Source organism: Sulfitobacter sp. NFXS29, assembly GCF_040148765.1.
In the GTDB taxonomy this organism is placed as follows: Bacteria; Pseudomonadota; Alphaproteobacteria; order Rhodobacterales; family Rhodobacteraceae; genus Sulfitobacter.
Window position 1 is genome coordinate 105,367 of record NZ_JAGDED010000008.1, and the last position, 18,789, is coordinate 124,155.

Sequence of the window (18,789 nt, forward strand, 5' to 3'; positions counted from 1 at the left end):
AATCGCCACAACCACGCGTATTTACCCTGCCTTGCCGAAGCTCAGGCCGCCTGCAGATTTTCACGCAGCTGTTTGACGGTCCGGCCATATCCGCCTTGGTCAAGATAAGAGGTCTCCTGCGCGGTGAAATTTCGCGACAGCGCCGCGTTGCGGTAGGGAAAGCGGCCAAACTGACGGATCACTTCACGATGCGCGCGGGCGTGCAGCAGGTTGCTGCCATTGCTTTCCGGCATCCGTTCGCACATCAAACGCACGCAGCGGTCCTGATCGCAGAGGTTCTCTGAATGCATCAGCGGCAGGTAGAAAAACTGCCGCTCGGGCGCTTCCACGCGCATGTCCCAGCCCTTCTCGATCCCCAGCTTCGCGGCCGCGAGCGCGATACGATCGCTGGCAAATGCCTTGCCGGTATCGCGGAACATATTGCGCGGGAATTGATCGGTCACGATCAAGAAGGCCAACGCATCGGTAGGATTGGTCAGCCAATGGTTCAGCTTGCCCGCCTCTGCCTCATTCCAGAGCCCCTTGAAACGGCTGCGGATCTCGGCGTCCAGCGCATCGGAACTATTGTACCACCCCGCCGGACCCACGTCCTTGAGCCAGAAATTCAGTACATCTTGGGGTTCTGCATTTGTGGCAGCCATCCCGCACACTCCTTTGCCGTCATCTGGGCGTTTCATTAAAGTTAAGAACGTCTTACCCTAAAAGCCTAGTCACGTTTTATGTCATCCGCGACATCGTTATCGCTATCAGGGGCGTTTTTGTCAGCTTCGGCGTTTTCTTGGGCAGCTTCTTCGGCGGCTTCCTGTTCCGATTCAATGGCATACTCTTGCGCGATTTCCACGGCCACTGCGGTGGCAGAGGGGTAAATCGGCACGTAGTTGCCTGTTTCGTCAACCGGAACCGCAGCACGCTGCGTTTTACGGTAGGAAGCATAGCCAGCCAGTGCGGCAAAGAGCACGGCGGTAAAGAGGTAAAAGCCCCCCGGCCCCAGAGCCGTGCCCATCATCCAACCGGTAATCACCGGGCCAAGGACGGCACCTAAGCCGTTGATAAACAACATCCCACCCGAGGCCGCGGCCATATCCTCTTGTTCGAGGAAATCGTTGGTATGGGCCATGATCAGCGAGTAAAGCGGGTTCGACATGCCGCCCACGACAAAGGCCGTGGCGAGCAGGATCGGAAAGATATGCCCCAGCATCATGCCGACCATGGAGCCCGCGCCACCGATCAGCGCGGTGATGACGATCAGGCTGCGTCGGTCCATCCGGTCAGAAATCCAGCCGATGGGATATTGCAGGATCACCGAACCGACAAAGAAGGCCGCCACGAAAAGTGAGATCTGCGCGACGCTCAGCCCTGCCTCGGCACCGTAAACCGCCGCCATCCCGAACTGCGCCGAGAAAACACCGCCCAAAAGGAACATGCCGACACAGCCGAGCGGAGAGGTCTCCATCAGGGTGCTCAGGCTCATCGGTTTGGTGGTGCCGAAGGGCGGTGTGGGGCTGATCGACAGCAGGATCGGCGTGACCGCGATGCTCACCAAAACCGAAGGAATGACAAAGAGCACAAAGCCCGATGGGTCAGCCGTCAGCAGCAGCGCTTGGGCGATGACGATGCCGAGTGTTTGCACGATCATATAGGCCGAAAGCGCCTGCCCTCGGTTCTCGTTCGTGGCGGCATTGTTGAGCCAGCTTTCTGCGGTCACGTAAACAGCCGAGAAACAAAAGCCGATGAGGACCCGGCCAAGCGACCAGACGATGGTATTGGGGAATGTCGGGTAGAGGATCATCACCGCCGAGATCAGCGAGGCCAGCGCCGCAAAGACCCGCACGTGGCCCACACGCCGGATCATCCCCGGCGCCATCCGCGACCCGCCCAAGAAACCGACGAAGTAAGCCGACATGACGATCGACATTTGCAGGGTCGAAAACCCTTCGATGCCGCCGCGAATACCCAGCAAAGTGCCCTGCATGCCGTTGCCGACCATCAACAGGCACATGCCCAGCAATAGCGCCCATGCGCTTGAAACCACTTGAATCATCGGTCAATTCCTTGTTCGCCCAAGCCCTCCCATGGACGGCAATCGCAGGCTAGTCACCCCCTAGAGCGACATTCAAGCGGGTTTTTGCGCCTCGGGCAGCAGAAGAGAGGAATCGCCGTATGAAAAGAAACGGTATTTCTCGGCGATGGCATGGGCGTAGATGTCTTTTACCTGCTGCACGCCCATCAGGGCCGAGACCAGCATCATCAGCGTGGATTTGGGCAGGTGGAAATTCGTCATCAGCCCGTCGGTCACGTTGAAGTCGAACCCCGGCGTGATGAAAATATCGGTATCCCCTTCCCACGCCGCGATCTGCCCGCCGCGCGCCGCCGTTTCGATCAGGCGCAGCGCGGTGGTGCCCACGGGGATCACGCGCCCTCCGGCAGCACGGGTCGCGGTGATCTCTTTGGCGGCCTCGGCGCTCACCCGGCCCCATTCGGCGTGCATTTTGTGCTCGGAAATGTCATCGACCTTGACCGGCAGGAAGGTGCCCGCCCCGACATGCAGGGTGACATGGCTAAAGGTGACCCCCTTGGCCGACAGCGCCGCGAGCAGCGCCTCGTCGAAATGCAGTGACGCCGTGGGCGCCGCGACCGCGCCTGCGTGGCGGGCGAAAACGGTTTGGTAATCCGTCATATCCTGCGCGTCAGCCGCGCGTTTGGCAGCGATATAGGGCGGCAGCGGCATGGCCCCGGCCGCGTTCAGCGCGGCGTCGAAATCATCACCTGTGCAGTTGAACCGCAGATGCCCCTGCCCGTCTTCCACCGCCTCCAGCGTGGCGCGCAGATCGTCGGAAAAGACGACTTCTTCGCCGATTTTCAACTTGCGGAGGGGTTTGATCAACGCCGACCACGTGCCATCGCCGCGCGGCTCTAAAAGCGTGACTTCGATCTTGGCCTGCACCGCCCCTTGGGCCGAGGCACGGTGGCGCAGCCCAGAAAGCCGCGCCGGGATCACGCGGGTGTCGTTCAGCACCAAACGGTCGCCGGGACGCAGCCAGTCTATCAGGTCGGTCACGCGGCGGTCATGCAACTGATCCCCCGCGGCCACCAACAACCGGGCAGAGCTGCGCGGATTGGCGGGGCGCGTGGCGATCAATTCCTCGGGCAGGTGGAAATCGAAATCAGATAGCTTCATCGGTCGGCGTTCCTATTGGTCTGGCAGCATAGGTCGCCCGGCGCTTAGCGGTCCTCTGGCACCCGGGCAACCGGATTCGCTTGGCCCTGCACCGCGGGGGGTGTGGGGGGCGGGCGGCGGAACAACTCGCGGAACATGCCGGGCGTGAGCGCCGAGAGCGGATTGACCGAGACATTGGGCTCTTTCGCGGCGCCGGTCAGACGGTAGTTGAACCCGATCAGCCCCTCGCCCTTGCGGGTGAACAGCGAGCCGATCCCGTTGAACATATAGACCGGAGAGATCACGCCCTGCATGTCGATCAACCCACTGTCCAGCGCATAGACCCCATCCATCGACAGCCCCAAGGACGCGCCCACGGCGCTGGCCTCGGTCAGGGTCAAGCGGTTCGGGGTCAGGCGAAACTTCGCCTCAACATCGTCAAAGTAAATGCCATCGCCGTTGAGTTCGTTGATCAGCCCCACGACCGAAATGGCATTGACCAGCGCCGCGATCCCCGGCGCGTCTTGAATGGCGACATTGCTGACCTCAAGCTGCCCATCAAAGGCCCCGCCTGACCCGACAGGCAGCAGCGTGAGCGACAGATTGCCCCCGACGACCTGTTTCACCAGCCCGGCCGAGCGCAGTATCCCGCCCGCATCATCCGAGACCACGCGCACCGCGCTGCGCCCGCCTTGGGGCAGGACCCGCCCTTGTACAGGCGTGCCGCCGTTGAGCCGCGCGGTAAAGGATCCGTCCATCCCCTTGGCCGTGTCAAAGGTGCCTGCAAGGTTCGTGAGGTAAATCGTATCGGTGATCTGCAATCGGTCCAGCGCCACGCGCATCGGCGGTCCGGCTTGCCCCCCGGCCCCGCCAAACTCCGCCCGGCGCATGTCCAGCGTGCCGCCGCCCAGCACCACCTGCACCGGATTGCCCTTGCCACGCCCGATCAGTTGTACGGGGATATCAAGCCAGTCGCCGCGCCGCAGCCGGTCGATCCGCACGCGGTCCAACGCGCCGTCGGGTTCAAGGTCGATGGAGCCTGCCACCCGCAGCCCCGGCGCGTTCAGTTGAAAGGCGTCGATGTTCGGCATCTCGCCCAACCGTCCGGCCAGTCGCAATTCGCCTTTGGTCGCCGGTGCTTTGGACCACGATAGCTGCGGCACGGAAACGCCCAAGCCCGCCAAATCGCTTCGCAGCGAAAACCGCGGTGCCGCGCCTTTCTTGAGGTCCACCTCAATCTGTCCGCTGCTCTCCCCGCGAAGGCTGCCGGGGGGCAGTGCGACGCCAAAAGCTTCCAGCCCGGCAGGGGTCAGCGCCACTTGGGCAGTCAGCCTGCTTTCGTCAGAGCCGGGCCCAATTGCCTGCGACCATTCCCCGTCGAAACCCACCCCGTCGATACGCCCTTCGCCACCGATGGTGATCCGATCATTGCTGGCGGTGATGGCGAGATTGCTGGCCTGAAGGCTGCGGTCCTTGACCAGCGTATCGGTCGAGAGCGACAGCAAATCCCCCGCGAAGTGATAGCGCACATCTTCGGGCTTGCCGCCCTTTTTCAACGGCAGCGCCAGCGTGCCCTTCAGCACTGCCTCCCCATCCGCAAGCGTCACCGGCAGCCCGGCCTTGTCCATCACCCGCATCGGCGGCTGGTTCAGCAGCGACAGCGCGGCGGTCAGGGTTGACCGGGTATTGAGCCGGATCACCGAAGGGCTGCCGTCTTTCACGCGCACATCCGGGATGATGAAAGACGACCCATCCAGCGTCACCGCCCCGCCCTGCGGCGCGATTACCTCGCCTGCGTCCACCGTGACGACAAGACGATTATCGAGCAGGCTCATATGGCCGCTTCCATCGGTGATATGCGGCAGGGTTTTGAGGAAACGCACCTCGGCACCTGCGTAGTCAAACGCCACATAGGTTTGCGGCGCCTGGCCCGGTGCCATGCGCAGGGCCAGATCGAGGTTGCGCATCTGGCCTGCATGCAGGTTCTCGTCCAGCCAAGTGCGGGTCTTGGGTTTCACACCTTCTGGCCAGAGGGTCAGCAAACGTTCCGGGCCCAACCGGTCCATGCGCCCGTCAAGGGACAGGTTCCACCCCTCAGGCTCAGCCAAAAGTTCGCCATCAAGGCGCAGGCTGCGACCCTGATCGTTGAGCTCTAGACGGCCCAGCTTCAGGCGAAACGGGTTGAGACTGAGTTGAAAGTCGATGTCGGCCTGATCCAACGCCACAGGCTCGGAATAGACCTCAGCCGGATTGGCGCGCAGATCGCGTAAGGAAAACTGCCCGACCATCTCCCCCGGAATGCCCCCCGTGACATCGCCCAATTGCGACGTGCCGGTGATGTTGCCAGAGACCCAAGGGCTGTCGAGCGACATTTCATCAAAGCGCAGAAGCTGGCGCGCGGGGTCATAGCTGAAGTAGCTGCGCGCCCCGTCGAAAGGGATCGGTTTGGTCTGCGAGTTGGGCTGCAGCACGCCTTTTCCGATCTGCAGCGATGCGTTGATCGGGGCAAAGTGACCGGCACTGTCGATCCCGCTGCGCACCGCGCCTGAAATGTTGGCCCGCAGCACTTCAAGCCATGAGAATGCCGGACCCTGTGCGGCAATGTCGCGTGCGTCGATCCCGTCAAAGGTCACGCCAAAGGTCGCGGCATTCTGGCCGATGCGGCTGCTGTAATTCGCCGTAAGCGTGGCCACCCCTGCGCCGCCGCTCAGCACCGCAAGATCGGCAGAAAGGTCAACCTGCTCACCACTGCGCGACAGGCGCAGCCGCCCACCATCTCCGGTCCAAGCCCGGCCCGCGCGGGCATCCTCGAACCGCAAGGTCAAAGCGCGCAACTCGACCGAGCGCAGCGCCGAGAGCGCAGGCGCGGCCAACACGTTGTCAATTTGGCCGATAAGCTGCGGCAGGGTCGCGGCCTCCCGCTCGGGCGGGGCGATCCCGGCCCCGGCGCTGAGGCTCACGCGCCCGTCTGCGCCCCGGCGCAGATTGGCCACCACGCCCGACAAAGAAATCTCACGCGGCTGCGCCACCCCGCGCAGCAGTGACCGCATCGAAAGACTTGCCTTGAACTCATTAAAGCTGACGATCTCGTCGCCCTCAGGCGTGGTGACAAAGATGTCTTGCAGACGAACACGGGGTCGCCAGCCTTCGTCGACGACGAATTCCATCGCACCGAATTCCACCCGCGCCTGCGGCAGGGCGCTCGCGATCCGCGTCTCGATCCGCTCTTGGACCCAAAGCGGCGCGGGGATTGGACGCCCTGTGAAATGTATCGCCACCCCCGTTGCCATCACGGCCAGCAGCATCAGCGCCACGAGTGACGCAACCCCCACGCGGCGCAGCGGCCTGCGGCGCGATGGCCCCTTGCCGGTGGGCTCAGGCGGGCTGGAAGGGGGCGGGTCGCTCATCGGGCTCCGGTTCGGCTGGGGCGGCTTTGACGTTGTCAAATCAGATGCAGTATGACAGCCCTGAACGACCCTTCACAAGCCAAAGGAACCGCCCCATGTCGCAGATCGGACCGCAGCCCGGCCAACCGGCCCCGGATTTCACCCTTCCCGTGACCGGCGGTGGCGAGATTACGCTCTCTGCCCTGCGCGGTGGCCCCGTGGTCCTGTTCTTCTACCCGCGCGATGACACGCCCGGTTGCACCAAGGAATCGATCGGCTTTTCGGAGCGGCTGTCGGAGTTCGCCGAGGCCGGTGTGCAGGTCTTTGGCGTTTCCCGTGACAGCATGGACAAACACGACAAATTCGCGTCCAAACACGCGCTGACCGTGCCGCTTTTGTCCGACACCGATGGCGCGGTGACGGAAGCCTATGAGGTCTGGGTCGAGAAGAACATGTACGGCAAGAAATCCATGGGCATCGAGCGCGCGACCTATCTGATCGACGCCGCAGGCCAGATTGCGCAGGTCTGGCGCAAGGTGAAAGTGCCCGGCCATGTCGATGCGGTGCTGGACACGGTGCGCGGCGCATGATGCCGCTGGCGGAAATGGCCGAGGCGGTGCTGCGCACGGCGGATGGGCGCGAAAAGACCGCACTATCGCGGAAATTCGCAGCGGAATGGCTATCGGCCCGGGCCGAGGGCGCGCGCCCTGAGGTGGGCCGTGCCGATCCGCCGCTGCACCCTGCCCGCCCTGCCCAACCCGAATTGCTCAGCCCGCGCGAAGTGCCTCGCCGCCGCCCCGGCACGCCTGAGGGGCGCGCGGCGCTGTTGCATGCCGTGGCGCATATCGAATTGAACGCCGTGGACCTACATTGGGACGTGATCGCGCGGTTTTCGCATGTGCCGCTGCCCTTGGGGTTCTTTGACGACTGGGTCAAAGCGGCGGATGACGAATCCAAACACTTCAACCTGATGTGCGATTGCCTTGAGGAAATGGGCAGTCATTACGGCGCCATGCCCGCCCATGCTGGCATGTGGCGCGCGGCCGAAGACACGGTGGACGATCTGATGGGCCGCCTTGCCGTGGTGCCGATGGTGCTAGAGGCACGTGGCCTTGATGTGACCCCCGGCATGATCGAGATTTTCCGCAAAGCCAAGGCCGACAACGCCGTGGCAGCGCTTGAGACGATTTACGCCGAAGAAGTCGCCCATGTGGCCTATGGCAGCAAGTGGTTTCACTTTCTTTGTGGGCGCCATGACGAAGACCCGAAAGACCGCTTTCACGCCCTCGTCCGCAAGTATTTCCATGGCGATCTCAAGCCGCCTTTCAACGAGGAAAAACGCGCCGAGGCGGGAATCCCGCCCGATTTCTACTGGCCTCTCACGGCGGACGGAGGCCCAAGCTGATCCGGCCATAAAACAGCAAGTGCTTGGTATCGGCGGATTTTTGCCAATAGCAAAGTGCTTTTTTTGGGGCGAATGGGGGATTGCCGCGCAGGCGCGGGTCGCCGCGGGTCAATAGGGTTGCCCCATTCGCGGGCACTGGCTATTGACGTTGGGCGCGGGCTGGGCGAGCCCCCCGCGCCGACGGGACGGGACAAAGGACGACAACGTGCGCACACGGATTGCCATCAAGACGCATGCTCTGCTTGAGCATTATTTTCCCGAACGCCGCGTCTTTTTGAAATCCGACAGCGATACACGTTTCATCCGCCTGCGCCCCGGCACCCAGATTATCGGGCTGGCGGGGTCGGCCTTCCTCGTGTCTTGGGCCATCATCGCGACGGCGATCATTTTGATGGACAGCATCGGCTCGGGCAACTTTCGCGAGCAGGCCAAACGCGATCAGCGCACCTATCAGGCGCGTCTGAACGAGCTTTCCGCGCAGCGCGATCTGCGGGCCGAAGAGGCACTGGCCGCACAAGACCGCTTTAACGCCGCGCTTACGCAGATTTCCGTCATGCAATCTGAACTGCTGGCGTCAGAGACCCGCCGCCGTGAGTTGGAGACAGGGATCGACGTGATCCAATCTACTCTGCGCGACACGATAAAAGACCGCCAAAAGGCCCGGCTGAAGCTGGCCGAATTGGAAGGCAGCCTTGAAAATGGTGAGGCGGGCAGCCTGCGCGCCGACGCCGATCAAGCGCCGGTCGATTTCCTTGCCCAAGCTCTGGCACGCACCGCGGCAGAGCGCGACAAAGTTGTGGTCGACGCGCAGGATGCGCTGTTGCAGGCCGACGAAATGGCGCAAGAAATTGCACTGATGCGCGATCAGAACGACGCGATCTTCCGCCAGCTTGAAGAAGCGATGAGCGTCTCTGTCGCCCCGCTTGACAAGATGTTCCGCAGCGCGGGCATGCCGACCGACCGTATCCTCGCCACCGTGCGCCGGGGCTATTCCGGCCAAGGTGGCCCGATGACGCCGCTGTCCTTCACCACCCGCGGCGAAGAACTGAGCCCCGATACGCTGCGCGCGAACCGTCTGCTGAACCAGATGGACCGGCTGAACCTCTACCGCATCGCCGCCGAAAAAGCGCCTTTTGCGAACCCGGTCAAAAACGCTTTCCGCTTCACCAGCCAGTTCGGCTATCGCCGCGACCCCAAAACGGGTGGCCGCCGGATGCACAAGGGCGTCGACTTTGCCGCCGGCATGGGCACGCCGCTTTATGCGACCGCCGATGGTGTGGTGATTCACGCAGGCTGGTCCTCGGGCTATGGCCGTTTGGTCAAGATCCAGCATGAGTTCGGGATTGAGACCCGTTATGCCCACATGTCCAAGCTGCGCGTGAAAGTTGGTCAAAGAGTCTCGCGCGGGCAGCATATTGGTGATATGGGAGCATCAGGACGGGTCACCGGTGTCCATCTCCACTATGAAGTCCGCGTAGGTGGCAAGGCTGTTAACCCCATGATCTATATCAAGGCTGCAAACGATGTTTTCTAAAAGCAAAATCAACGATCCCGCGCCCCAGGATGCAGATGCGTCCAAACCGGCACCTTCCAGCGCTTCGGCGGCCCCTGCGCCCTCCAAGCAGAGCGAATTCAAGGCCAGCGCCCCCAAGGCGAAGCCGCCCGCATCCGTTCTGTCTTCGGACCTGCATGTGACCGGCAACATGAAAACGACGGGCGATGTTCAGGTTGAAGGCACCGTTGAGGGCGACATCCGCGCGCATCTGTTGACCATCGGTGAGACGGCGACGATCAAAGGCGAAGTGGTTGCCGATGACGTGGTGATCAATGGCCGTATCGTGGGCCGCGTGCGTGGCCTCAAGGTCCGTCTGACATCGACCGCACGGGTTGAGGGTGACATCATCCACAAGACCATCGCGATCGAATCCGGCGCGCATTTCGAAGGTTCGGTGCAGCGTCAGGACGATCCGCTGAACCCCGGCGCAAAATCCGCTCCGGCGCAGAAGCCGAACCCGGCGTCCTAAGACCCGCGGTTGGTTCACAGTATTCACGGGCGTCGCAGGAAACTGCGGCGCCCGTTTTCATTTCGGGCTTGCGGCGCGGGCTTAACGCCCCAGCATCCAAGTGCCATTTGGCCAAAAGGCATCGAAGGCGAAAGCGAACATCACATCATGCGGCACGTCGCGTCCGGCGCTGTCACGCACGCGGATGCTGCCCACGTCACGCCCCTTGCCGATCTGCCCCGCATCCAACGCCGAGGCCTGCCCCGCCCGCCACGTGATCGTCACACCGGCCTCACGCACCTCGCCCTCCTCGGCCAGGCGGTTGAGCCGCCACGCCCGGTCTCCCACACGCACCACACGCTCGAGCGGCGCAATACCGTGAGGCGGCTGCGCGCCGTCATAGAGGAAGGGTTTGGCCGAAGAATCATAGTTCCGGTAAGGGTTGCGCCCATAGTCGCGGTTATAGGACGGCTCCTCCATTACCAGCCCATCGGGGTGGCGTGCAGTGAAATCGGCCCAGCTTTCCAGCCAGCTTGGGAGGTGCTTTAGCTCGGTGCCCGTCAGCGCCCCCACGATGGCGCGGCCTTCGGCCTGTTGCCACCAGCTTTGCGTTTCGCGGTCATACATTACCATGTCGGAATGGCGCAGCTTGCCTGATACGCCAAAGCGCAGCACCTGCCCCGCGACGCGGCGGTCAAAGACCAGCGCAGAGTTGCACAGCGGGCAAAAGGTCACGGCGATGGGCTGGCCGTTAACCCTATCGTTAACAATCTCATGCCATGTCAGATAGCGGATCGGATAGGCATGCGGTTTGGCACCCTTGATCTCAACCGTGATGACCGGTTCGCGCGGGGCGATGCGGGTCTCGGCGCGCGCGGCTTTGAAACCCGGTGCATCAAGTGCCGGGATGCCATCCTTCGGCGGCCCGCCCGAGATGATCTCGGACCAATCTGTGATGCTTGTTTTTGAAAAATCGGTCTCAGGCCATTCCCCCTGCCAGCGGGCGGGATCGGCGAGAAGACTGTTGGCCGCAAGGCCAAGGCTCAGAACGATGGCGCTTAATTTTATCATGGCCTGAGCGTGCCGCATGCGGGGGTGAGCAAGCAAGCCCACCCCACGCAATCGGGAACAGATGTTACTCGGTCACAGTGACCTTTTGCATCACGTCCGGCGTGCCGACAACGGCACCGTTGGGGCCGGTGCCGCGTTTGATGGCGTCGACCACGTCCTGACCTTCGGTGACCTTGCCTACGACGGTGTACTGACCGTCAAGGAAGGGTGCTTTGTCGAACATGATGAAGAACTGGCTGTTGGCGCTGTTCGGGCTCTGGCTCCGGGCCATGCCTACGACACCGGTCTCAAACGCGATGTCCGAAAACTCAGCCTCAAGGTCGGGCTTGTCGGAGCCGCCCATGCCAGCACGCGCGGTGTCGCCATCAACGCGGCCAAACTGCACATCGCCGGTCTGCGCCATGAAACCGTCGATCACGCGGTGAAAGACCACCCCGTCATAGGCGCCTTCTTCGGCCAGTTCGGTGATCTGCGCGACGTGAGCGGGTGCCACATCTTCCAGCAGGTCGATCTTGACGGTGCCATTAGCTTCGCCCGCGACGTCGATCTCAAGCCCAGTGGCCATGGCCGCCGAACCGAGGAGTGCCAAAACGGCGCTGGTGCCTACGAGCTTACGCATCGGCGGCCACCTTGACGGAGATCATGCGGTCAGGGTTCGCAGGCGGCTCGCCCCGTGTGAGCGCGTCGACATGCTCCATGCCCGAGATGACCTGCCCGTAAACGGTGTACTGACCGTTGAGGAAATCATTGTCCTTGAAGTTGATGAAGAACTGGCTGTTGGCGCTGTCGGGGTTGGCCGAACGGGCGGCGCCGATGGTGCCACGGGCGTGGGGAACTTTGGAGAATTCCGCAGGCAGGTTCGGCAGATCGGAGCCGCCGGTGCCAGCCGCACGCAGGTTGAAGTTGTCTTCCATGTTGCCATTGGCCACATCGCCCGTCTGGGCCATGAAACCTTCGATCACGCGGTGGAAAGCCACGTTGTCGTATTTGCCGGCGCGGGCCAGTTCTTTCATGCGCTCGACGTGCTTGGGCGCAAGGTCAGGCATCAACTCAATCGTGACGGTGCCGCCTTTGAGTTCCATCAGGATGGTGTTTTCGGGGTCTTTGATCTCGGCCATTGGGCAATCCTTTGGTTTGTCTTTGCCAGATACCTAAGGAGCTTGGCCGCGATTGCCAAGCCGCGCATTGACCTGAGCCAAGATAACAGCAAAACACAGCGCAACGGATTGGATTGGGAGAAGACCGATGGGCTGGAAGTCACTGGACGATATGGAACTGGACGGCAAACGGGTGCTTTTGCGCGTCGACATCAACGTACCGGTCGAAGATGGCCGTGTTACCGATGCCACGCGGATCGAGCGGATCGTGCCCACGGTGACCGACATCCTGGCGCGCGGCGGCAAGGTGACGCTGCTGGCGCATTTCGGACGGCCCAAGGGCAAGGTCGTGGACGAGATGAGCCTGAAACAAGTCCTACCCGCGCTGGAAAAGGCATTGGGCCGCGATGTGGCGTTCGTGCCCTCGCTGGATGCCGCCGCCGAAGCGCAGGGTGATCTGCAACTTTTGGAAAACATCCGCTTTTATCCCGGCGAAGAGGCCAATGACGAAGGTTTCGCCCGCCAACTGGCCGATCTTGGCGATATCTACTGCAACGATGCCTTCTCTGCCGCGCACCGTGCCCATGCATCGACCGAAGCGCTGGCGCGGCTGTTGCCTGCCTGCGCGGGCCGTTTGATGCAGGCGGAACTGTCGGCGCTGGAGGCGGCGTTGGCTAAGCCTGAGCGCCCGGTGGGGGCTGTGGTCGGTGGGGCAAAGGTTTCGACCAAGATCGCGCTTTTGGAAAACCTCGTGAACCGGTTGGATGTTCTGGTGATTGGCGGCGGCATGGCGAACACTTTCCTCGCCGCGCTCGGTGCTGATCTGGGTAAGTCGTTGGAAGAGCCGGATTATTACGACACGGCCAAAGACATCATGGCGCAGGCCGACAAGGCGGGCTGCCGCGTGATCTTGCCCGTCGACGGTCTGGTTGCGCGTGAGTTTGCCAAGGGGGCCGCGCATGAGGTGGCCCAGCTTGGCCCCGATGCCCGTCTTGGCGAAGACCAGATGGTGCTGGATGCGGGCCCCGATACGGTCGCTTTGGTCGAGACGGCCTTTGCCGGGCTGCGGACCTTGATCTGGAATGGGCCAATGGGGGCCTTTGAAATCCCGCCCTTCGACACTGCCACCGTCGCCGCGGCCCGCGCAGCAGCGGCCAAGACGCGCGAAGGCACGCTGACCTCGGTCGCCGGGGGCGGTGATACGGTTGCCGCGCTGAACCAAGCGGGCGTGGCGGACGATTTCACCTATATCTCAACCGCCGGGGGCGCTTTCCTTGAGTGGATGGAAGGCAAAACCCTGCCCGGCGTTGCTGCTCTGGGCGGCTAAGCCGCGCAAAATCGTGATTTCGCGGTAAAAACAACGGGTTTCCCGCAATTGTGGGATTCCCATGTCGAATCGCCTGTGTCATACTGATCTCACGTCCGCCAAGAGACGCAGAGGCAGAACCATGACACGCAACACCCGTCCGGCTTTCGGCACATTGCTGTTTTTCGCAATCGCTTTCGCGCTGAGCCTGTATTTCACCTTTGCCGCCGTGCAAGGGGATTTCGGCCTGTTCCGCCGGACCGAGATCGTGGCCGAGAACCAAAAGCTGAGCGACCGTCTGGCCGAAGTCCGCGCCGAGGTTGCGCGGATGGAGAACCTGACCCGCCGCCTGTCGGACGATTACCTTGATCTTGATCTCCTGGACGAACGCGCGCGCAAGGTGCTGGGCATGGTCCGCACCGATGAGATCGTCATTCGCTGACCTTTCGCCCCTGATCGCCCTGCCCCGCGCCTGCGGCCTTGCAATCACTTAAAATCTCTGGCCTCCTTCGCCTTGTCAGCCGTGGTGCACCCGCCACGTCACAAAGTCTCTCGCAATCCATTCCGGAATGCGCTAGGGAATAGTTTAACGCTAAACTACTTTTGGCACCTGACCAAAGCCGACGGAGGAGACGTCCATGGCCGCGAGGAAATCGAGCAAGAAACCCAATGTCTCTGCGGAGGAGCTGACCAGCTACTACCGCGACATGCTGCTGATCCGGCGGTTTGAAGAGAAAGCCGGACAACTCTACGGCATGGGGCTGATCGGGGGGTTCTGCCACCTCTATATCGGGCAAGAAGCTGTTGTTGTCGGCCTTGAGGCCGCCGCCGAAGAAGGCGACAAGCGCGTCACTTCCTACCGCGATCACGGTCATATGTTGGCCTGTGGCATGGACCCCAACGGCGTTATGGCCGAGTTGACGGGCCGCGAGGGTGGCTACTCCAAGGGCAAGGGCGGGAGCATGCATATGTTCTCGAAAGAAAAGCATTTTTACGGCGGCCACGGCATCGTCGCGGCGCAGGTGCCACTCGGCGCGGGGCTGGCCTTTGCCGACCAGTACAAGGGCAACGGGCGCGTCACTTTCACCTATTTCGGCGATGGTGCGGCGAACCAAGGTCAGGTCTATGAGACCTTTAACATGGCCGCCCTTTGGAAGCTGCCGGTGATCTTTGTGATCGAGAACAACCAATACGCCATGGGCACTTCGCAGCAGCGCTCGACCTCCTCTGCCGAGATTTGGGAGCGCGGCAAAGCCTTTGGCATCCCCGGTGAGGCCGTCGACGGGATGGACGTGCTGGCGGTGAAAGAGGCCGGTCAAAAGGCCGCGGCCCACGCCCGCGAGAACGGACCGTATATTCTGGAGATCAAGACCTACCGTTACCGTGGCCACTCCATGTCCGACCCCGCGAAATACCGCACCCGTGAAGAGGTCCAGAAAATGCGCGACGAGCGTGACCCGATTGAATCGGTCCGCACCCTGCTGCTGGAAGGCAATCACGCCAGCGAAGAGGACCTCAAGGCCATCGACAAAGAGATCAAGAAGATCGTGAACGAGAGCGCCGATTTCGCCAAGGAGAGCCCGGAGCCCGCGCTTGATGAGCTCTGGACCGACATCTACGCAACCGAAGTTCCGCAGGAGGCCTGAAGCAATGGCAACCGAAATTCTCATGCCCGCCCTCAGCCCCACCATGGAAGAAGGCACGCTGGCCAAATGGCTGGTCAAGGAGGGCGACGAAGTCTCCTCTGGTGACATTCTGGCTGAAATCGAGACCGACAAGGCCACGATGGAATTTGAAGCCGTCGATGAAGGCACCATCGGCAAGATCCTGATCGAGGAAGGCACCGAAGGCGTCAAGGTGAACACCGCCATCGCCGTGCTGCTGGAAGAAGGCGAAAGCGCGGACGACATCGACAGCGCGAAATCCGCCCCCGCCGCAGACAAAGGCGAAGAGGCCAAACCCGCGCAGGCGAAATCCTCGGACGAAGGCGATAATGAAGGCGGGCGCGCCACCCCCGCCGAGGGCAAGAAACAGCCCGAGCCCGACACCAGCCCAGACTGGCCCGAAGGCACCGAGATGAAGCAGCAGACCGTGCGCGAAGCGCTGCGCGATGCCATGGCCGAAGAAATGCGCCGCGATGAAGATGTCTTTCTCATGGGCGAGGAAGTCGCGGAGTACCAAGGCGCCTATAAGATCACCCAAGGGATGCTGGACGAATTCGGCCCCAAACGGGTGATCGACACGCCGATCACCGAACATGGCTTTGCCGGGATCGGTGTTGGTGCGGCCTTTGGCGGTCTGCGCCCGATTGTTGAGTTCATGACCTTCAACTTCGCCATGCAGGCGATGGACCAGATCATCAACTCCGCAGCCAAGACGCTCTACATGTCCGGTGGCCAGATGGGCGCGCCCATGGTCTTCCGTGGCCCCAATGGTGCCGCCGCCCGCGTTGGCGCGCAGCACTCTCAGGACTATGCCGCGTGGTTCATGCAGATCCCCGGCCTAAAGGTCGCGATGCCCTATTCGGCGAGCGATTACAAAGGCTTGATGAAAACCGCCATCCGTGACCCGAACCCGGTGATCTTCCTTGAAAACGAAATCCTCTATGGCCGCAGCTTCGATGTGCCGGATATTGAGGATTACACCGTGCCCTTCGGCAAGGCCCGCATCTGGCGCGAAGGGTCCGACGTGACCATCGTCAGCTTCGGCATCGGCATGACCTATGCGTTGGAGGCTGCTGAGAAGCTGGCCGAAGAAGGCATTGAAGCCGAGGTCATCGACCTGCGCACCCTGCGCCCGATGGACACCGACACGATCCTGAAATCGGTGATGAAGACCAACCGCTGCGTGACGGTCGAAGAAGGCTGGCCGCAGGGCTCAGTCGGCGGCTACATCAGCGGCGTGATCATGCAGGAGGCGTTCGATTACCTCGACGCCCCGGTCATCACCTGCACCGGCAAGGACGTGCCCATGCCCTATGCCGCGAACCTCGAGAAACACGCGCTGGTCACCACCGACGAGGTGATCGAAGCCGTGAAATCAGTCACTTACCGGTAAGGAGCGGATCATGCCCACAGAAATTCTCATGCCCGCCCTGTCCCCCACGATGGAGGAAGGCACGCTTGCCAAATGGCTGGTCAAGGAAGGTGACGAAGTCTCCTCTGGTGACATTCTGGCCGAGATCGAGACCGACAAGGCCACGATGGAATTCGAAGCCGTCGACGAAGGCACCATCGGCAAGATCCTGATCAGCGAAGGCAGCGAGGGGGTGAAGGTCAACACCCCGATCGCCGTACTGCTCGAAGAAGGCGAGAGCGCCGACGACATCGACAGCAGCGCCGCCCCGGCCAAGGAAGAAGAACCGCAGGCCGAAGCAGCGCCCAAAGCCGCCGAAGCTGAGACGCACGAAGCGGGCTATGGCCGCGGTGCGACGGATGCGAATGAGGCATCGGGCAAAAGCGACAGCAAAGCCCCCGCCGCGCCTAAAAGCCAAAAGGGTGAGCGTATCTTTGCCTCCCCCCTCGCCCGCCGGATTGCCGCCGACAAGGGGTTGGACCTGTCGCAAATCGACGGCAGCGGCCCCCGCGGTCGGATCGTCAAAGCGGATGTCGAAAACGCACAGCCGACTTCGGCAAAATCCGACAGCGCGGCACCTGCCAAAGATGCCGCCCCGGTCGCCCAAGCCGCGGCCACCGGCCCTTCTGCCGATGCGGTCGCCAAGATGTACGAGGGCCGGGAGTACGAGGAAGTCACCCTCAACGGCATGCGCAAGACCATCGCCGCGCGCCTTACCGAGGCCAAGCAAACCGTACCGCATTTCTACCTGCGCCGCGACATCCAGATCGACGCGCTGCTTTCCTTCCGCAGCGATCTGAACAAGCAGTTGGAATCGCGGAGTGTGAAGCTCTCGGTCAACGACTTCATCATCAAAGCCTGCGCGCTGGCCCTGCAATCGGTGCCGGATGCCAATGCCGTCTGGGCCGGTGATCGCATCCTCAAGCTGAAACCCTCGGATGTGGCCGTGGCCGTGGCGATCGAAGGCGGTCTCTTCACCCCCGTGTTGCAGGACGCCGACACCAAGTCGCTCTCGACCCTCTCGGCGCAGATGAAAGACCTTGCCACCCGCGCCCGCGACCGCAAACTGGCGCCGCATGAGTATCAGGGCGGCAGCTTTGCGATTTCGAATTTGGGCATGTTCGGGATCGACAATTTCGATGCGGTCATCAACCCGCCGCATGGCGCGATCCTGGCCGTGGGGGCTGGTGTCAAAAAGCCCATCATCGGCAAGGACGGAGAGATCACTGCAGCGACGGTTATGTCCGTGACCCTGTCGGTCGACCACCGCGTGATCGACGGTGCCCTCGGTGCGCAGCTGTTGAATGCGATTGTCGAGAACCTCGAAAATCCGATGATCATGCTGGCCTAAGGCCCGCACCCTCGAAACGAAAAAGCCGGGGCATGCCCCGGCTTTTTTTATAGCAACGCTGGCTTCTGCGCCTACTCGGCGTCTGGCCCAAAAAGATGGTTCATCGACATCGACGGCTGATCGCAGCCCGCCTCTCCCACGATCCGCGCTGGAATTCCGGCGACAGTTTTGCAGGCGGGCACGGGCTCCAGCACGACCGAGCCCGCAGCGATCCTACTGCAATGGCCGATGGTGATGTTGCCCAACACCTTTGCGCCTGCGCCGATCAACACGCCGTTGCCGATTTTGGGGTGCCGATCTTCTTCTTCCTTACCGGTGCCGCCAAGGGTCACGGAATGCAGCATCGAGACGTTGTCGCCCACCACCGCCGTCTCACCGATGACAATGGAATGCGCGTGGTCGATCATGATGCCCTTGCCCATTTTGGCTGCCGGGTGGATATCTACGCCGAAAATCTCGCTCACCCGCATTTGGATGAAATAGGCCAGATCGCGTTTGCCCTTGGCATAGAGGTAATGACCAACCCGGTAGGCCTGCACCGCCTGATAGCCTTTGAAGTACAGGATTGGCTGCAACAGCCGATGGCAGGCCGGGTCACGGTCATAGATCGCCACCAGATCGGCGCGCGCCGCGGCGACGAGGTCGGGGTCTTCGGCATAGGCTTCCTCGACCATTTCGCGCACGACCATCATCGACATCTCGTTGGACGACAGCTTGGCGGCGATGCGATAGGAAAGCGCGTTCTCAATGGATTTATGATGCAGGATACAGGCGTGAACAAAGCCGCCGATCAGCGGCTCATCACGCACCGCATCCTCAGCTTCTTGCTGAATCTGATCCCAGACCGGGTCCACTTTCGAGATATTTCTGTGTGTCTGCGCCATGGCACGGGCTCCTTCACTCTGCCGCTAGGGTAGCTCATGCAATAGCGTAGGACC

General features: G+C 62.0%; 17 protein-coding genes. 9 read left to right on the top strand and 8 right to left on the bottom strand.

Translation table 11 applies throughout. The features are described 5' to 3' along the window. Positions 1–41: 41 nt before the first annotated feature. The 4 genes from J3456_RS13510 to J3456_RS13525 form a co-directional block, all read right to left on the bottom strand. Entirely contained in the window at positions 42–641 is a 600-nt protein-coding gene (locus tag J3456_RS13510; protein WP_349580682.1) for a DUF924 family protein, read from the bottom strand. 65 nt (positions 642–706) lie between these two features. Next, positions 707–2,041 carry an MFS transporter gene (locus J3456_RS13515; RefSeq protein WP_067938394.1) on the bottom strand — a complete coding sequence of 445 codons (1,335 nt, stop codon included), beginning with the start codon at positions 2,039–2,041 and terminating at the stop codon, positions 707–709. A gap of 72 nt (positions 2,042–2,113) precedes the next feature. Next, the gene (queA, locus tag J3456_RS13520) at positions 2,114–3,178 is read right to left on the bottom strand and encodes a tRNA preQ1(34) S-adenosylmethionine ribosyltransferase-isomerase QueA (protein ID WP_349580683.1); all 1,065 of its coding nucleotides are present in this window, start codon (positions 3,176–3,178) and stop codon (positions 2,114–2,116) included. Positions 3,179–3,222: 44 nt separating this feature from the next. Continuing rightward, entirely contained in the window at positions 3,223–6,564 is a 3,342-nt protein-coding gene (locus J3456_RS13525; RefSeq protein ID WP_349580684.1) for a YhdP family protein, read from the bottom strand. Between the two features lie 95 nt (positions 6,565–6,659). On the opposite strand from J3456_RS13525, the gene J3456_RS13530 reads away from it, so the two are divergent. The 4 genes from J3456_RS13530 to J3456_RS13545 all read left to right on the top strand — a co-directional run bounded on the left by J3456_RS13530 (position 6,660) and on the right by J3456_RS13545 (position 9,972). Next, positions 6,660–7,133 (top strand): peroxiredoxin, encoded by a 474-nt coding sequence (locus J3456_RS13530; protein ID WP_349580685.1) that lies wholly within the window; start codon positions 6,660–6,662, stop codon positions 7,131–7,133. Continuing rightward, a complete protein-coding gene (locus tag J3456_RS13535; RefSeq protein WP_349580686.1) occupies positions 7,130–7,948 on the top strand; it encodes a ferritin-like domain-containing protein in 819 nt (272 codons plus the stop codon). The genes J3456_RS13530 and J3456_RS13535 overlap by 4 nt, the downstream gene beginning before the upstream one ends. Positions 7,949–8,153: 205 nt before the next feature. Further along, the gene (locus J3456_RS13540) at positions 8,154–9,482 is read left to right on the top strand and encodes a DUF5930 domain-containing protein (RefSeq protein WP_349580687.1); all 1,329 of its coding nucleotides are present in this window, start codon (positions 8,154–8,156) and stop codon (positions 9,480–9,482) included. Continuing rightward, the gene (locus tag J3456_RS13545) at positions 9,472–9,972 is read left to right on the top strand and encodes a bactofilin family protein (protein ID WP_067623551.1); all 501 of its coding nucleotides are present in this window, start codon (positions 9,472–9,474) and stop codon (positions 9,970–9,972) included. Before J3456_RS13540 ends, J3456_RS13545 begins: the two co-directional genes overlap by 11 nt. 81 nt (positions 9,973–10,053) lie before the next feature. Here the strand turns inward: J3456_RS13545 and J3456_RS13550 are convergent, their stop codons facing one another. From J3456_RS13550 to J3456_RS13560, 3 genes are all read right to left on the bottom strand, one after another. After that, a complete protein-coding gene (locus J3456_RS13550) occupies positions 10,054–11,022 on the bottom strand; it encodes a DUF3179 domain-containing protein (protein WP_349580688.1) in 969 nt (322 codons plus the stop codon). A 64-nt stretch (positions 11,023–11,086) separates the two neighbouring features. After that, the gene (locus J3456_RS13555; RefSeq protein WP_349580689.1) at positions 11,087–11,641 is read right to left on the bottom strand and encodes a peptidylprolyl isomerase; all 555 of its coding nucleotides are present in this window, start codon (positions 11,639–11,641) and stop codon (positions 11,087–11,089) included. Further along, the gene (locus J3456_RS13560; RefSeq protein ID WP_067623544.1) at positions 11,634–12,140 is read right to left on the bottom strand and encodes a peptidylprolyl isomerase; all 507 of its coding nucleotides are present in this window, start codon (positions 12,138–12,140) and stop codon (positions 11,634–11,636) included. Before J3456_RS13560 ends, J3456_RS13555 begins: the two co-directional genes overlap by 8 nt. A 127-nt stretch (positions 12,141–12,267) precedes the next feature. Here J3456_RS13560 and J3456_RS13565 point away from each other — a divergent pair, with 127 nt between their 5' ends. From J3456_RS13565 to J3456_RS13585, 5 genes are all read left to right on the top strand, one after another. Beyond that, positions 12,268–13,446, top strand: a complete 1,179-nt coding sequence (locus J3456_RS13565; protein WP_349580690.1) for a phosphoglycerate kinase — start codon at positions 12,268–12,270, stop codon at positions 13,444–13,446. Positions 13,447–13,567: 121 nt separating this feature from the next. Further along, positions 13,568–13,867, top strand: coding sequence for an FtsB family cell division protein (locus J3456_RS13570; RefSeq protein ID WP_067265383.1), 300 nt, complete (start codon positions 13,568–13,570; stop codon positions 13,865–13,867). Positions 13,868–14,063: 196 nt separating this feature from the next. Further along, positions 14,064–15,071: a pyruvate dehydrogenase (acetyl-transferring) E1 component subunit alpha gene (gene pdhA / locus J3456_RS13575; protein ID WP_349580691.1), complete on the top strand. Its 1,008-nt coding sequence runs from the start codon at positions 14,064–14,066 to the stop codon at positions 15,069–15,071. Positions 15,072–15,075: 4 nt separating this feature from the next. Beyond that, positions 15,076–16,482 (top strand): pyruvate dehydrogenase complex E1 component subunit beta, encoded by a 1,407-nt coding sequence (locus J3456_RS13580; protein WP_349580692.1) that lies wholly within the window; start codon positions 15,076–15,078, stop codon positions 16,480–16,482. 10 nt (positions 16,483–16,492) lie between these two features. Continuing rightward, a complete protein-coding gene (locus J3456_RS13585; protein ID WP_349580693.1) occupies positions 16,493–17,851 on the top strand; it encodes a pyruvate dehydrogenase complex dihydrolipoamide acetyltransferase in 1,359 nt (452 codons plus the stop codon). A 71-nt stretch (positions 17,852–17,922) separates the two neighbouring features. On the opposite strand, the gene cysE is transcribed toward J3456_RS13585, so the two are convergent. Further along, complete coding sequence (gene cysE / locus J3456_RS13590) at positions 17,923–18,735, bottom strand: serine O-acetyltransferase (protein WP_120350884.1); 813 nt, start codon at positions 18,733–18,735, stop codon at positions 17,923–17,925. Positions 18,736–18,789 lie beyond the last annotated feature (54 nt).

What these genes read in the sequence shown, in the direction of transcription:
- J3456_RS13530 (WP_349580685.1), top strand. Translation starts at nt 6,660, where the DNA reads ATGTCGCAGATCGGACCGCAGCCCGGCCAACCGGCCCCGGATTTCACC.
- pdhA (WP_349580691.1), top strand. Translation starts at nt 14,064, where the DNA reads ATGGCCGCGAGGAAATCGAGCAAGAAACCCAATGTCTCTGCGGAGGAG.
- J3456_RS13570 (WP_067265383.1), top strand. Translation starts at nt 13,568, where the DNA reads ATGACACGCAACACCCGTCCGGCTTTCGGCACATTGCTGTTTTTCGCA.
- J3456_RS13515 (WP_067938394.1), bottom strand. Translation starts at nt 2,041, where the DNA reads ATGATTCAAGTGGTTTCAAGCGCATGGGCGCTATTGCTGGGCATGTGC.
- J3456_RS13525 (WP_349580684.1), bottom strand. Translation starts at nt 6,564, where the DNA reads ATGAGCGACCCGCCCCCTTCCAGCCCGCCTGAGCCCACCGGCAAGGGG.
- J3456_RS13550 (WP_349580688.1), bottom strand. Translation starts at nt 11,022, where the DNA reads ATGATAAAATTAAGCGCCATCGTTCTGAGCCTTGGCCTTGCGGCCAAC.
- J3456_RS13580 (WP_349580692.1), top strand. Translation starts at nt 15,076, where the DNA reads ATGGCAACCGAAATTCTCATGCCCGCCCTCAGCCCCACCATGGAAGAA.
- J3456_RS13555 (WP_349580689.1), bottom strand. Translation starts at nt 11,641, where the DNA reads ATGCGTAAGCTCGTAGGCACCAGCGCCGTTTTGGCACTCCTCGGTTCG.
- J3456_RS13545 (WP_067623551.1), top strand. Translation starts at nt 9,472, where the DNA reads ATGTTTTCTAAAAGCAAAATCAACGATCCCGCGCCCCAGGATGCAGAT.
- J3456_RS13510 (WP_349580682.1), bottom strand. Translation starts at nt 641, where the DNA reads ATGGCTGCCACAAATGCAGAACCCCAAGATGTACTGAATTTCTGGCTC.
- queA (WP_349580683.1), bottom strand. Translation starts at nt 3,178, where the DNA reads ATGAAGCTATCTGATTTCGATTTCCACCTGCCCGAGGAATTGATCGCC.
- J3456_RS13585 (WP_349580693.1), top strand. Translation starts at nt 16,493, where the DNA reads ATGCCCACAGAAATTCTCATGCCCGCCCTGTCCCCCACGATGGAGGAA.
- cysE (WP_120350884.1), bottom strand. Translation starts at nt 18,735, where the DNA reads ATGGCGCAGACACACAGAAATATCTCGAAAGTGGACCCGGTCTGGGAT.
- J3456_RS13560 (WP_067623544.1), bottom strand. Translation starts at nt 12,140, where the DNA reads ATGGCCGAGATCAAAGACCCCGAAAACACCATCCTGATGGAACTCAAA.
- J3456_RS13535 (WP_349580686.1), top strand. Translation starts at nt 7,130, where the DNA reads ATGATGCCGCTGGCGGAAATGGCCGAGGCGGTGCTGCGCACGGCGGAT.
- J3456_RS13565 (WP_349580690.1), top strand. Translation starts at nt 12,268, where the DNA reads ATGGGCTGGAAGTCACTGGACGATATGGAACTGGACGGCAAACGGGTG.